This is a genomic window from [Actinomadura] parvosata subsp. kistnae, assembly GCF_900323885.1.
GTDB classification, from domain to species: domain Bacteria; phylum Actinomycetota; class Actinomycetes; order Streptosporangiales; family Streptosporangiaceae; genus Nonomuraea; species Nonomuraea composti.
The window spans coordinates 279,773-293,159 of the sequence record NZ_OOHJ01000015.1 but is presented as its reverse complement, the minus strand read 5'-3'; the positions used below and the strand labels follow the sequence as shown (position 1 = coordinate 293,159).

10 protein-coding genes are annotated in these 13,387 nt (G+C 70.8%); 8 read left to right on the top strand and 2 right to left on the bottom strand.

The features are described from left to right. The first annotated feature begins 155 nt into the window (after positions 1 to 155). Genes KIS93_RS16020 through KIS93_RS15990 form a run of 7 tightly spaced genes read left to right on the top strand, consistent with a single transcriptional unit; the run spans position 156 to position 9,663 of the window. Positions 156 to 1,517 (top strand): glycoside hydrolase family 36 protein, encoded by a 1,362-nt coding sequence (locus tag KIS93_RS16020; RefSeq protein WP_080036824.1) that lies wholly within the window; start codon positions 156 to 158, stop codon positions 1,515 to 1,517. Beyond that, complete coding sequence (locus KIS93_RS16015) at positions 1,514 to 2,443, top strand: carbohydrate ABC transporter permease (RefSeq protein WP_080036825.1); 930 nt, start codon at positions 1,514 to 1,516, stop codon at positions 2,441 to 2,443. Before KIS93_RS16020 ends, KIS93_RS16015 begins: the two co-directional genes overlap by 4 nt. Positions 2,444 to 2,450: 7 nt before the next feature. Then, a complete protein-coding gene (locus KIS93_RS16010) occupies positions 2,451 to 3,260 on the top strand; it encodes a carbohydrate ABC transporter permease (protein ID WP_080036826.1) in 810 nt (269 codons plus the stop codon). Positions 3,261 to 3,273: 13 nt separating this feature from the next. Continuing rightward, entirely contained in the window at positions 3,274 to 4,572 is a 1,299-nt protein-coding gene (locus KIS93_RS16005) for an ABC transporter substrate-binding protein (RefSeq protein ID WP_155126495.1), read from the top strand. An 8-nt stretch (positions 4,573 to 4,580) separates the two neighbouring features. Continuing rightward, a complete protein-coding gene (locus KIS93_RS16000) occupies positions 4,581 to 6,125 on the top strand; it encodes an alkaline phosphatase D family protein (RefSeq protein WP_080036827.1) in 1,545 nt (514 codons plus the stop codon). Positions 6,126 to 6,135: 10 nt separating this feature from the next. After that, positions 6,136 to 8,061, top strand: coding sequence for an NPCBM/NEW2 domain-containing protein (locus tag KIS93_RS15995; protein ID WP_080036828.1), 1,926 nt, complete (start codon positions 6,136 to 6,138; stop codon positions 8,059 to 8,061). A 9-nt stretch (positions 8,062 to 8,070) separates the two neighbouring features. After that, positions 8,071 to 9,663 carry a beta-N-acetylhexosaminidase gene (locus tag KIS93_RS15990; protein ID WP_080036829.1) on the top strand — a complete coding sequence of 531 codons (1,593 nt, stop codon included), beginning with the start codon at positions 8,071 to 8,073 and terminating at the stop codon, positions 9,661 to 9,663. Between the two features lie 16 nt (positions 9,664 to 9,679). Here the strand turns inward: KIS93_RS15990 and KIS93_RS15985 are convergent, their stop codons facing one another. After that, entirely contained in the window at positions 9,680 to 10,174 is a 495-nt protein-coding gene (locus tag KIS93_RS15985) for a DUF2087 domain-containing protein (RefSeq protein WP_080036830.1), read from the bottom strand. Between the two features lie 17 nt (positions 10,175 to 10,191). Here KIS93_RS15985 and KIS93_RS15980 point away from each other — a divergent pair, with 17 nt between their 5' ends. Further along, positions 10,192 to 10,755, top strand: a complete 564-nt coding sequence (locus KIS93_RS15980) for a hypothetical protein (protein WP_155126498.1) — start codon at positions 10,192 to 10,194, stop codon at positions 10,753 to 10,755. Positions 10,756 to 10,883: 128 nt separating this feature from the next. On the opposite strand, the gene KIS93_RS15975 is transcribed toward KIS93_RS15980, so the two are convergent. Then, positions 10,884 to 13,382, bottom strand: a complete 2,499-nt coding sequence (locus tag KIS93_RS15975; RefSeq protein WP_080036832.1) for a DEAD/DEAH box helicase — start codon at positions 13,380 to 13,382, stop codon at positions 10,884 to 10,886. Positions 13,383 to 13,387 lie beyond the last annotated feature (5 nt).

The following is a 13,387-nucleotide window of genomic DNA, read 5'->3' as shown; positions in this document are numbered from 1 at the left end:
CCTCTGTAACAAGACATTATGCCAGCGGCAGGCGGGCGGCCAGTCGCCGCGGCGAGAGTCAGCAGAGCGTAAAAAATCGGGCGTTGACCCCCCAAGAGTCCCGGTGCTACTAATGAAGCGCTCCTTCGTAAGTCAGGACAGGAAATGAGGGACTGATGCCGTTCTCGGACGTCGGCGAGGTCAGGTGCCACCCCCACGAGGCGCGGGTGTTCGAGCATGGCTGGCAGTCCTGGAGCCCGTCGGGCCGCTACCGCTGGACCGACGCCCCGCCCCGGCCGGCCACCGAGACGATCCAGGTGCTCGCCTACCGCCCGGAGACGCCCGTCCCCGACGGCGTCTTCCAGGGCGAGGGGCTGCTGGCGATCGAGCCGGGCGACGGCTCCGTCGAGCTGTGGTCCGCGCCGGACCCGCTCACGGTGCCCTCGATCCGGGTCAGGGAGGACAAGGGCCGCCTGGTCGTCTCCGCCGACGGCCCCGTGCGCCACCACCGCTCGGAGCACGGGCTCGGGCGGGCGTTGCGCGACTGGGCCGACAGCATGGCGGGCAGCACGACCGGCAGCACGACCGGCAGCACGACCGGCAGCACGACCGGCAGCACGGCCGGGCCGCGCGCCTTCCCCGCCGTCCCGCCCATGTGGTGCACCTGGTACGGCTACTGGGGCAAGGTCACCGACGCCGACGTGATCGAGAACCTGGAGCTGTCGCACAAGCACGGCCTGGGCGCCGACATGTTCCTCATCGACGACGGCTATGAAGCCGAGATCGGCGACTGGCTGGAGATCAGGCCCGAGTTCGGCTCGCTGGCCCGGGCCGTGGACGCCGTGACCGGCGCCGGGCACCGGGCGGGCATCTGGACCGCGCCGTTCCTGGTCGGGCACCGCAGCCGGATCTTCCGCGAGCACCCCGACTGGCTGGTCGGCGGCGCGTACGCGGGCCACATGTGGGACCAGGACCTGGCCGTGCTCGACGTCACCCACCCGGAGGCGGCCGAGCACCTGGTGCACGTCTTCCGGACCCTCGCCGCGATGGGCATCAGCCACTTCAAGCTCGACTTCGTCTATGCCGGGGCGCTGGCGGGCCGGCGGCACGAGGACATGGACCCGATCGCCGCGTACCGGCTGGGCCTGGAGCTGATCCGGCGGGGCGCCGGTCCCGGCGCCACGCTGCACGGCTGCGGCGCGCCGATGCTGCCCAGCATCGGCCTGGTCGACATCATGCGGGTCAGCCCCGACATCGCCCCCACCCTGTACCCCAAGTCCGGTGACATCAGCCAGCCCTCCCAGCTAGGCGCCCGGCTCACCGGTGCGGCCCGCGAGTTCCTGCACGCCCGCTGGTGGGTCAACGACCCCGACTGCATCATGGCGCGGCCCGAGGTGGAGGCCCGCGAGGAGTGGGCGGCGCACATCGAGGGCACCGGCGGGCTGCGCGGGTCGAGCGACCCGATCGCGGCGCTCGACGCGTGGGGCCTTGCGACGACCAGGCGGCTCATGGTGCCGACGGCGACGGAGCCGTCATGACCAGCCACACCGCCAAGGCCCGCGCCCTGGTACGAGAGCCGGCCCGCCCGGCCAGGCGCGGGGGCGGGTTGCACGCCTACCTGTTCGTCGCGCCCAGCCTGTTCGGCGTCGTGGCGTTCCTGCTGCTGCCCATGGTCATCGTGCTGGTGCTGAGCCTGTTCGACTGGGAGCTGCTGTCGGCCCCCGAGTTCGTCGGCCTGGAGAACTACCGGCGCCTGGCCTCCGACGGGGAGACCTGGCACTCGCTGTGGGTCACCGTCGCGTACGTGCTGCTGTGCATCCCGCTGCAGACCGTGCTCGCGCTGGGCCTGGCGGTGCTGCTCGACCGGCGGATCAAGGGCGTGCGGTTCTACCGCTCGCTGTTCGTGGTGCCGTGGATGGCCACGCCGATCGTCCTCGCCCTCGTCTGGAACTGGATCTTCGACCCGCGTGACGGCGCGATCAACCGCGCGCTGGAGCTGGTCGGCGTCACGGGCCCGGACTGGCTGTCCGACCCGAGCTGGGCGCTGCCCGCCGTCGCGCTGGTCAGCGTCTGGCAGCACACGGGCTACAACATGCTGTTCTTCCTGGCCGGGCTGCAGGGCATCCCGAAGGAGCTGCACGACGCGGCCGCCATCGACGGCGCCACCCCGGCGCAGCGCTTCTGGAGGGTGACGCTGCCGCTGCTCAACCCCACGATGTTCTTCGTCACCGTGACGAACCTCATCGGCGCGTTCCAGGTGTTCGACACCGTGTACGCGATGACGAACGGCGGCCCCGGCCACAGCACCGAAGTGCTCAACTTCCGCATCTTCGAGACCGCGTTCAAGCAGTTCGACTTCGGCTACGCCGCCACCCTCTCCACGCTCCTCTTCCTGATCATCTTCCTGGTCACGGTGGCGCAGGTCAGGTTCTTCGGCAAGCGCACCACCTACGACCTGAGCTGAGGCGTCCATGACCAAGCGCATCCTGCTGTACGCCGCGCTCGCCGTGGGCGCGTTCGTCTCCGTCTTCCCCTACCTGCTGGTGCTGCTGACCGCGTTCAAGACGCAGGCGCAGCTCACCTCCACCGCGCCGTGGCTGCCGGGCTGGCCGCCGACCGGCCGCAACGTCGCCGACATGCTCGCCGGCGACTTCCCCCGCTTCGTGCTCAACACCGCCGTGATGACCGCGCTGCTGACGGCGGGACAGCTCGTGTTCACCACGTTCGCCGCCTACGCCTTCGCGCGGCTGCGCTTCCGCGGCAGGGACGTGCTGTTCTGGCTGTTCGTGGCCACCATGATGGTGCCGAGCGCGGTCACGATGATCCCGCTGTTCCTGATCATGCGCGAGCTGGACCTGGTCAACACCTGGTGGGGCCTGCTCGCCCCGTACGTGCTCGGCACCCCCTACGGCATCTTCCTCATGCGGCAGTTCTTCAAGGGCCTGCCCGCCGGGCTGGAGGAGGCCGCCAGGATCGACGGGGCCGGGCCGCTGACGATCCTGCTGCGCGTCATGCTGCCGCTGTGCCGCCCGGCGCTCGGCACCCTGGCCATCATCACGGTGATCTCGTCGTGGAACAGCTTCCTGTGGCCGCTGATCATCACCAGCGGCGACGACACCAAGGTCATCACCGTGGCCATCGCCACGCTCAAGGACGGCATCGGGGTGGACTACCACCTCATGATGGCCGGCAGCCTGATCGCGCTGGTGCCCATGGTGGCCGTCTTCGTCTTCTTCCAGAAGTACATCGTCAGGTCGGTGGTCCTCACCGGCCTCAAGTAAATGAGGTCAGCGGATGATGAAGAACCCCCCGATTCGCTGCGCGCTGCTCACCGCCGCCCTGCTCGCCCTGACCGCCTGCGGTTCAGGTGGCGGCGGCGGCGCGGAGAAGGTCACGCTGACGTACCGGCTCTGGGACGACCAGCAGAAGGCCGGCTACGAGAAGGTGATGGCGGCCTTCGAGAAGGCCAACCCGGGCATCGACGTGGAGATCGAGCTGCTCCCGTACGACCAGTACTGGACGAAGCTCACCGCGGACGCGGTGGCGGGCACGGCGCCGGACGTGTTCTGGATGACGCCCACCCAGTTCCCCGAGTACGTGACCAAGGGCGTGCTGGCGCCCGTGCAGGTGGACACCGCGAAGTACCACCAGACCGTGGTGGGCTCGTTCACCTACGAGGGCAAGCTGTACGGCGTCCCGAAGGACTGGGGCATCGTCGGCCTGCTCTACAACAAGGACCTGTTCAAGCAGGCCGGTGTGGAGATGCCGGACAAGCTGACCTGGGCCGCCGACGGCAGCGGCACGCTGCTCGACACGGCGCGCAAGCTCACCGTGGACGAGGCCGGCAAGCACCCCGGCGAGCCCGGGTTCGACGCGGCCAAGGTCAAGACGTACGGCTTCGCCTCCTGGAACCACTACCAGACCCAGTGGATGAACTGGGTCGCCTCCAACGGCGGCAAGCTGGTCGACAAGCCGTTCGGCAAGTACACCTTCAACGACCCGGCCTCCGTGCAGGCCCTGCAGTTCGGCGTGGACCTGGTCAACAAGCACCACGTGTCGCCGCCCGCCACGCAGACGAACCCGCCGACCGGCAAGGTCACCGACATGTTCAAGGCGGGCAAGATCGCGATGTTCCCCGCCAACAACGCGCTGCTGCCGTTCGTGGCCCCCGAGTCGTCGTTCGAGGTGGGGGTGGCCATGATGCCGGAGGGCCCGGCGGGCCGCGCGGTCAACCTCAACGGCCTGGCCGAGGCCGTCTACGCCAAGAGCGACCACCCCGAGGAGGCCATGAAGCTGGCGCAGTACCTCGGCACGCAGGAGCCGCAGAAGATGATGGCCGACGGCGGCTACGTCTTCCCCGCGCTCAACGGCCTGTCGCAGGGCTACGTGGACTACTGGAAGGCGAAGAACGTCGACGTGACGCCGTTCGCCGAGGAGGCGGAGGGGACGACCTTCCCGCTGCCGATCACCACGGGTTTCACCGGCTTCGAGACGAAGCTTAACCAGATCTTCAACGAGATGTATCTCGGTGAACTCACTCCGAAAGCAGCCGCGGACCAGGCTGTCGCCGAAGGCAACGCCACCGTCAAGTAAGGACCCCCATGATCACCCGGCGTTCACTGTTCGCCGGGGGCGCCAGCCTGGGCCTGTCCGCCGCACTAGGGGTCACCCCCGTGCGCGCGGCGGCCCGGCGCGCCCCTCTGTCCGACCCCTTCCAGCTCGGCGTCGCCTCGGGTGAGCCCACGCACGACGGCGTGGTGCTCTGGACCCGCCTCGCCATGGACCCGATCGCGCTCGACGGCTTCGGCGGCATGCCGGAGCGGCCCGTCCCCGTCCAGTGGCAGCTCGCCAAGGACGAGAACTTCCGGCACGTGGTCCGGCGCGGCACGGAGGTGGCCGGCCGTGAGGCGGCCCACAGCGTGCACGTGGAGCTGGAGGGCCTGGAGCCCGGCGCGGAGTACTTCTACCGCTTCAAGGCCGAGGGCGAGATCAGCCCCGTCGGCCGCACCCTCACCGCGCCCGCCCCCGGCACCCGGAGCAGGGCGCTGAACCTGTCGTTCACCTCCTGCGCCGACTACCAGACCGGCTGGTTCACCCCGTACCGCAGGATGGCCGAGGACCAGCCCGACCTGATCGCCTTCCTCGGCGACTACATCTACGAGTACGGCGACTACAAGTACCCGGTCCGCGACCAGGCCGGCGGCGAGTGCCTGGACCTGGCCGGCTACCGCCTGCGCCACGCCCAGCACAAGGCCGACCCGGAGTCGCAGCTCGCGCACGCCATCGCCCCCTGGGTCGTGGTCTGGGACGACCACGACATCGAGAACGCCTGGGCCGGGGACGTGCCCGAGCAGCCCGACCCGCCGTTCCTCGCCCGCCGGGCCGCGGCGTTCCAGGCGTACTACGAGAACATGCCGCTGCGCCGCGCGCAGAAGCCGGACGGGGCGGCACTCAAGCTGTACCGCAGCATCCGCTGGGGCACGGTCGCCAACCTGCACCTGCTCGACACCCGCCAGTACCGCGACCTGTACGCCTGCACCGGCAAGAGCGGCACGGTCGGCCCCGACTGCGTGCAGCGCTTCGAGCCCAACCGCACCATGCTCGGCCAGGAGCAGGAGGCGTGGCTGGACGACCGGCTCAAGCGCTCCCGCGCCACCTGGGACCTGCTCGGCCAGCAGGTCTTCTTCATGGAGATGGACTGGACCAACGGCGAGGGCAAGGGCTACTCCAACGAGGGCTGGGACGGCTACGTCGCCTCCCGCGACCGCCTGACCGCCGCCATCGACACCTACAAGCGCAACGCGGTGGTGCTCACCGGCGACGTGCACTCCCACTGGGCGGGCGAGGTCAAGCGCGACTACCGCGACCCCGAGTCGAAGTCGGTCGCCGTCGAGCTGGTCACCACGTCGGTCACCAGCGCGGGCAACGGCCTGGACGAGTACCCCAACACGCAGATCCTGCTGGATGAGAACCCGCACGTGAAGTTCTTCAACGGCCGCCGCGGCTACGTGCGCACCCGGATCACCGACCAGGAGATGAAGGTCGACTTCCGCTCGCTGTCGCGCGTCACCGAGCCGTACGCGCCCGCCTACACCTCCGGCTCCTTCGTCATCGAGCCCGGCCGCCCCACGCTCAACCCCGCCTGACAGGACCCCCATGCGCACGATCAAGGCCGCCGCCGCGGCGGCCCTCCTCAGCCTGCCCTTCTTACCCCTGCCCAGTGCCGCCGAGGCGGCCACCACCCCGCCGATGGGCTGGAGCAGCCGCTCGCTCGGCTGCTCGGTCTCCGAGCAGTCGGTACGCCAGGCCGCCGACGCCCTCGCCCCCCTCGCCCCGCTCGGCTACCGCTACGTCATCATCGACGACTGCTGGCTGGCCGCGCAGCGCGCGGGCGGCGCCCTGGCCCCCGACGCCGCCCGCTTCCCCGGCGGCATCGCCGCGCTGGCCGGCTACGTGCACGGCAAGGGGCTGAAGCTCGGCCTCAGCCTGTCGGCCGGCACGAAGGCGTGCTCCGGCGGCGGGCCCGGCTCGTACAAGAGCGAGGCCGCCGACGCCGCCCAGGTCAGGGCGTGGGGCGTGGACTACGTCAAGTACGACTGGTGCTCCATCCCCACGGCCGACTTCCCCGGCAAGAACGTGCAGCAGATCGCCCAGGCCCTCTACCCGCCCATGCGGCAGGCGCTCGGCCCCGACGTCGTCTTCGCCATGAACAATGAGGACGGCAGCACCGTGCCCTGGCTGTGGGGCAAGGACGCCGGCGCCACCACCTGGCGCACCAACGTCTACAACCGGCCCATCGCCGACTCGTACGCGACCATGGTCGACCTCTGGGAGACCAACCAGCTCAGGGCCGAGTACGCCGGCCGGGGCAGCTGGGCCGACCCCGACCTGATCCAGGCCGGGCGCGGCGGCATGACCGAGACGGAGTACCGCACCCAGTTCACGCTGTGGGCGATGGGCGCGGCCCCGCTGATCCTCCAGGCGGCCCCGGCGCAGGCGCCCGCCTCGGTCGTCGCCAACCCCAAGGTGATCGCCGTGGACCAGGACCCGCTGGGTGCGCACGGCACGCTCGTCAGATCCGACGGCTGGTACCACGTGCTGGCCAAGCCACTGGCGGGCGGCGACCGGGCCGTCGCGCTGTTCAACGAGAGCGACCGCGCGGCCGTCGTCTCCACGCGGCTCGGCGGCCGGCACCGGGTCGAGGACCTGTGGAGCGGCGCCGTCACCTCCACGACGGACGAGCTGGCCGCGCAGGTGCCCGCGCACGCCGCGCTGCTCTACCGGGTGAGCAAGAGCCGGGAGCAGGCGCCGCCCGTCGTGACGTTCGAGGCCGACCCGCCGCGCTTCCTCGGCGACGACCGCCCCTCCACGCTGGAGCCCGGCGTCACCGGCGAGCTCGTCACCCGGGTCACCAACACCGGGGCCACCGCCCGGCTGCGCGACGTCGAGGTGACGGCGCAGGCGCCCGAGGGCTGGCGGGTCGAGGCCCGCACCCCGGCCCGCACGTCCCGGCTGGACGGCGGCGAGAGCTTCACCGTCACGTGGGCCGTCACCGCGCCGGCACCGGGCACCTACGAGGTGACCTTCCGCTACGGCGACCGGACCGCGACCGCCGTCGTCCTCGTGGCCAAGGCCCTCGGATCAGGCCGCACGTACCTGAGCGACCTGGCCTGGACCCGCGCCACGAACTACTTCGGCCCCGTGGAGAAGGACACCAGCAACGGCGAGCGGGCGGCGGGCGACGGCCGGCCCCTCACGATCGAGGGCGTCACCTACGCCAAGGGCCTGGGCACGCACGCCCCCGCCGACATCGAGTTCTACACCGGCGGGCGGTGCACGGCGGTCGAGTTCCAGGCCGGGATCGACGACGAGGTCGGCGCGGCCGGCTCGGCCGGGTTCGAGGTCTGGGCCGACGGGGGCCGGGTCGCGTACTCCGGCCTGCTCACCGGCGCCATGCCGGCGCGCAAGGTGACCGCGCCCATCGAGGGCGCCCGATTCGTCCGGCTGGTCGCGACCAACGGCGGCGACAACGCCACCTCCGACCACGCCGACTTCGCCGACGCCACCATCACCTGCAAGTAAGGAGCCTTCATGATCGTTCCCAAGCCCGTCAGGCAGGAGCCCAGGCCGGGCACGTTCGTCCTCGACGAGCGGACCTCGATCGTCGCCGATCCCGCGCTGAGCGAGGTGGCGGCCTGGCTGCGCGGCGAGCTGGCCCCCGTCGCCGGCGGCGAGCTCCTCCCGGGGCCGGGCTCGGGCACGATCAGGCTCACGACCGGCGACCTGCCGCCCGAGGCGTACCGGCTGACGGTCGGCCAGGACGTCGAGATCGTCGCGGGCGGGCCCGCCGGGGCCTTCCACGGCGCGCAGACGCTCCGGCAGCTCCTGCCGCCCGCCGCCTTCAGGAAGGCCCCGGCCGGGCCGCTGACGGTGGCGGGCACGTACGTCGAGGACGAGCCGCGCTTCGCCTGGCGCGGCTGCCTGCTCGACGTCGCCCGGCACTTCCTGACCAAGCACGAGGTGCTGCGCTTCGTCGACCTGATGGCGCTGCACAAGCTGAACGTGCTGCACCTGCACCTCACCGACGACCAGGGCTGGCGCGTCGAGATCCGCCGCCACCCCCGGCTGACCGAGGTCGGCGCCTGGCGCAAGGAGAGCCAGGTCGGCTGGAACGGCGCCATGGACGGCCGCCCGCACGGCGGCTACTACACCCAGGACGACCTCAGGGAGATCGTCGCCTACGCGGCCCGGCGGCACATCACGGTCGTCCCCGAGATCGACCTGCCGGGGCACACGCAGGCCGCCATCGCCGCCTATCCCGAGCTGGGCAACCTGGACACCCCGCTGGAGGTGGGCACGACCTGGGGCATCGGCGTGAACGTGCTCAACGTCGAGGACTCCACGATCAAGTTCTTCCAGGACGTGCTGGACGAGGTGCTGGAGCTGTTCCCGAGCCCGTACATCGTGCTGGGCGGCGACGAGGTGCGCAAGGACCAGTGGCGCGACAGCCCGGCGGCGCAGCGGCGCATCGCCGAGCTGGGGCTGCGCGACGAGGAGGAGCTGCAGAGCTGGTTCATCCGCCAGTTCGACGGCTACCTGGCGGCGCGCGGCCGGCGGCTGGTCGGCTGGGACGAGATCCTGGAGGGCGGCCTGGCGCCCGGCGCGGTCGTCGCCTCGTGGCGCAGCGAGCTGGGCGCCGTGGCCGCGGCCAGGAGCGGCCACGACGTCATCAACTGCGCCAACACCTCCCTCTACTTCGACTACCGGCAGGGGCCGGGGGAGGACGAGCCGGTGCCGTTCGGGACGGTGCTGACCGTGGAGGACGTCTACGCCTTCGAGCCGATCCCGGCCGAGCTGCGCGGCGACCCGGCCGCCGCGCGGGTGCTCGGCGCCCAGTGCGGCGTCTGGACCGAGCTGATCGACTCGGGCCGGCGCGTCGACTACATGGCCTTCCCCCGCCTGGCCGCCTTCGCCGAGACGGTGTGGAGCTCCGCCGAGCGCGACCTGCCCGGCTTCCTCGACCGCCTCTCGGAGCACCTGCGGCGGCTGGACGCGATCGGCGTCGAGTACCGCCGCGCGGACGGCCCGCTGCCCTGGCAGACCAGGCCCGGGGTGCCGGGCCGCCCGGAGACGGACGAGCAGTGGCAGGCCCAGCTCGACGCCTGGACCAGCAACCTGCGCTAGACCCCGCCGGATCTCGCTAGACCTCGACCGGCCCGCCGCTGCGCCAGTAGACGTTGCCCTCGCGTGACAGCAGGTCCTCGTCCACGAGGTAGCGGCGCAGCGCCGCGTAGTCGTCGTGGAAGGCCCGCAGCGCCACGTTGACGTCCTTCTCCTCGTAGCGCACGCCGGGCTCGAAGACCCGCGAGATGTAGCGCAGCACGACGAGCCGCTTGTCGCGGCGCATCGCCGTCGTCGTCAGCCGCCCGTTCACGAGGAACGTGCGCAGCACGCGCTCCTCCGGGCTCAGCGCCTGCGCGGGCTCCGCGTGCGCCCGCAGCAGGTCGCGGAAGCGCTCGGGCGTGGCCCGCCAGGCGCCGCTCTCGTCGCGGGCCGCCAGGCCGCCGTTCTCCAGCTTCCGCAGCGCCTTGGGCGACAGGTCATCGGTGGCGCCGAGCACGAGGGAGGCGAAGGTCTTCAACGTGTCGTCGTGGTAGAGCAGGCCCAGGACGCGTCTGATCTCTTCGTCGTTCACTCATACCATTTTGACCCATGATCACAGCACTGGTGCTGGCGGCCGCGGTCGCCATCCCGAACAACGTCCTCCTGTACGAGAAGGAAGCAGCCAAGAAGGACGACAACCCCGAGACGAGCTGGACGATCTCCGGCAAGAAGAGCGCCCCGCTGGTGGTGAACCCGTGCCAGAAGGCGAAGCTCGGCCAGGCCGGGCGCACCCAGGCCAGGACGCTCACCTACACGGCCGTGCCCGACTACGCCAAGTCGGAGCAGGTCGTGCTCTACGCCTCGGAGGCGGCCGCCGGCAAGGCGCTGCGCGACCTGGAGGCCGCCGTGCGCTCCTGCGGCAGCGCCGCCTACCGCTACTCGGCCACCGCCGCCGCCCTCGGCGACCAGGGGCTGATGGTGACCGGGCAGGCGTACCAGGGCAGGAAGCCGGCCGTCGGCGGCGAGCGGGCCGTCGTGACCCGCCGCGCGAACGCCCTGATCCTCTACACGGTCGCTGGGGAGTGGGGCAAGCCCGCCAAGGCCGACTTCAAGCGCCAGACCAGCGACACCAAGCGGATGCTCGGCAGGATCTGCACCATCGCCGACTGCTGAACGCGGGGAATGTCTCGATCTTGCGACATTGTCATGACACGACCCCGACAGTTTCTGGACGAAACTGAATCGACAGGCCTGTGCCGGGACGCCCTTGCCAGTCCGTTCCGGCACACGGCTTGTTCCTTCTAGAGCCGGTTGAGCCCCTGCACGTGCAGCACGGCCCGGCCCTCCTCGTCGGAGGCGGCCAGATCCACCTGGGCGTCGATGCCCCAGTCACCGTCTCCGGCCGGATCCTTGATCGTCTGCCGCACCTTCCACAGGCCGCTCTCCTCCTCGATGCGCAGCAGCGCGGGCCCGCGCGCGTCGGCGTCGGTGAGGATCTCCTCGTGGTCGGCGTAGTACGCGTCGAGCGCCGCCCCCCAGTCGACGTCGGGGGCGAGCTCCTCCAGCTCGTCCTCCTTCTCCAGCGCGCACAGCTCCACCAGCCGGAACATCGCGTTGCGCACCAGCACCCGGAAGGCCCGCACGTTCGCCGTGACGGGGCGCACCTTGACGTCGAGCTGCTCCTGCTGCTCCAGCGCCGCCTCCGGGTTGGTCAGCTTCTCCCACTCGTCGATCAGCGACGAGTCGACCTGGCGCACCAGCTCGCCCAGCCACTCGATGAGGTCGACCAGGTCGTCGGTCTTGAGGTGCTCCGGCACCGTGCGCGACAGCGTGCGGTAGGCGTCGGCCAGGTAGCGCAGCACCGTGCCCTCGGAGCGGGCCAGCTCGTAGAACTGGATGTACTCGCTGAACGTCATCGCCCGCTCGAACATGTCGCGCACCACCGACTTCGGGCTGACCGTGTAGTCGCCCACCCACGGGTGGCCGCGCCGGTAGGTCTCGTAAGCCCCGAGCAGCAGGTCTTCGAGCGGCATCGGGTACATGACCTCGGCGAGCTGCTCCATGCGCTCTTCGTACTCGATGCCGTCGGCCTTCATCTGCGCGACGGCCTCGCCCCTGGCCTTCTTCAGCTGCGCCGACAGGATCTGGCGCGGGTCGTCGAGGATCGACTCCACGATCGAGACCATGTCGAGCGCGTACGACGGCGACTCGCGGTCGAGCAGGTCGAAGGCCGCCAGCGCGAACGTGGACAGCGCCTGGTTGAGCGCGAAGTCCTCCTGCAGCTCGATCGTCAGCCGGGCCCTGCGGCCCTGCTCGTCGGGCTCGCTGAACTGCTCGACGATGCCGCCCGCCAGCAGCGACCGGTAGATGGCGATGGCCTGGCTGATGTGCCGGCGCTGCCACTTGCGGTCTTCGTGGTTGTCGGTCAGCAGGTGCTTCATCGCCTGGAAGCAGTCGCCCGGACGGTTGATGACCGCCAGCAGCATCGCGTTGCTGACCTTGAAGCGGGAGTTGAGCGGCTCGGGCTCGGCCTCCTGGAGCTTGACGAAGGTGTCCTCGCTCCAGCCGACGAAGCCCTCCGGCGGCTTCTTGCGGGCGTAGCCGCGCCGCCGCTTGGGGTCGTCGCCGATCTTCGCCAGGGCCTTGGCGTTCTCGATGTCGTGCTCGGGGGCCTGGCAGGCGACGTAGCCGATCGTGTCGAAGCCCGCGCGGCCCGCCCGGCCGGCGATCTGGTGGAACTCGCGGGCCCGCAGCCGCCGCACCTTGTTGCCGTCGTACTTCGACAACGCGGTGAACAGCACCGTGCGGATGGGCACGTTGACGCCCACGCCCAGCGTGTCGGTGCCGCAGATGACCTTCAGCAGGCCCGCCTGCGCCAGCCGCTCCACCAGGCGGCGGTACTTCGGCAGCATGCCCGCGTGGTGCACGCCGATGCCGTGCCGCACCAGCCGCGACAGCGCCCGCCCGAACCGCGTGGTGAACCGGAACCCGCCGATCATGGCGGCGATGGCCTCCTTCTCGGCCTTGGTCGCCATGTTGATCGACATCAGCGCCTGCGCCCGCTCCATCGCCGCCGCCTGCGTGAAGTGCACGACGTAGACCGGCGCCTGGCCGGTGGACAGCATCTCCTCCAGCGTCTCGTGCAGCGGCGTCATCCGGTATGAGTACACCAGCGGCACCGGCCGCTCGGCGTGCTTGACCACGGCGGTCTCGCGGCCGGTGCGCCGGGTCAGGTCGTCCTTGAACATCGTGACGTCGCCGAGCGTCGCCGACATCAGGATGAACTGCACCTTCGGCAGCTCCAGCAGCGGCACCTGCCACGCCCAGCCGCGGTCTGGCTCGGCGTAGAAGTGGAACTCGTCCATCACGACCTGGCCGATGTCGGCCGCCGCGCCGTCGCGCAGCGCCACGTTCGCCAGGATCTCCGCCGTGCAGCAGATGATCGGCGCGCCCGGGTTGACGCTCGCGTCGCCGGTCATCATGCCGACGTTCTCGGTGCCGAAGACGGCGCACAGGTCGAAGAACTTCTCCGACACCAGCGCCTTGATCGGGGCCGTGTAGAAGGTGCGCTGGTCACGCGTCAGCGCCGTGAAGTGCGCGCCGGCCGCCACCAGCGACTTGCCGGAGCCGGTGGGGGTGGCCAGGATCAGGTTGTTGCCGGAGACGACCTCGATGAGGGCCTCCTCCTGCGCGGGATAGAGGGTGAGCCCCCGCTCGGCGTTCCAGGCGACGAACGCGTCGAAGATGGCGTCGGGATCAGCGTCGATCTCTTCGGGCAGGCGGTCAACGAGTAGGCTCACACTCC

What these genes read in the sequence shown, in the direction of transcription:
- KIS93_RS16020 (WP_080036824.1), top strand. Translation starts at nt 156, where the DNA reads ATGCCGTTCTCGGACGTCGGCGAGGTCAGGTGCCACCCCCACGAGGCG.
- KIS93_RS16015 (WP_080036825.1), top strand. Translation starts at nt 1,514, where the DNA reads ATGACCAGCCACACCGCCAAGGCCCGCGCCCTGGTACGAGAGCCGGCC.
- KIS93_RS16010 (WP_080036826.1), top strand. Translation starts at nt 2,451, where the DNA reads ATGACCAAGCGCATCCTGCTGTACGCCGCGCTCGCCGTGGGCGCGTTC.
- KIS93_RS16005 (WP_155126495.1), top strand. Translation starts at nt 3,274, where the DNA reads ATGATGAAGAACCCCCCGATTCGCTGCGCGCTGCTCACCGCCGCCCTG.
- KIS93_RS16000 (WP_080036827.1), top strand. Translation starts at nt 4,581, where the DNA reads ATGATCACCCGGCGTTCACTGTTCGCCGGGGGCGCCAGCCTGGGCCTG.
- KIS93_RS15995 (WP_080036828.1), top strand. Translation starts at nt 6,136, where the DNA reads ATGCGCACGATCAAGGCCGCCGCCGCGGCGGCCCTCCTCAGCCTGCCC.
- KIS93_RS15990 (WP_080036829.1), top strand. Translation starts at nt 8,071, where the DNA reads ATGATCGTTCCCAAGCCCGTCAGGCAGGAGCCCAGGCCGGGCACGTTC.
- KIS93_RS15980 (WP_155126498.1), top strand. Translation starts at nt 10,192, where the DNA reads ATGATCACAGCACTGGTGCTGGCGGCCGCGGTCGCCATCCCGAACAAC.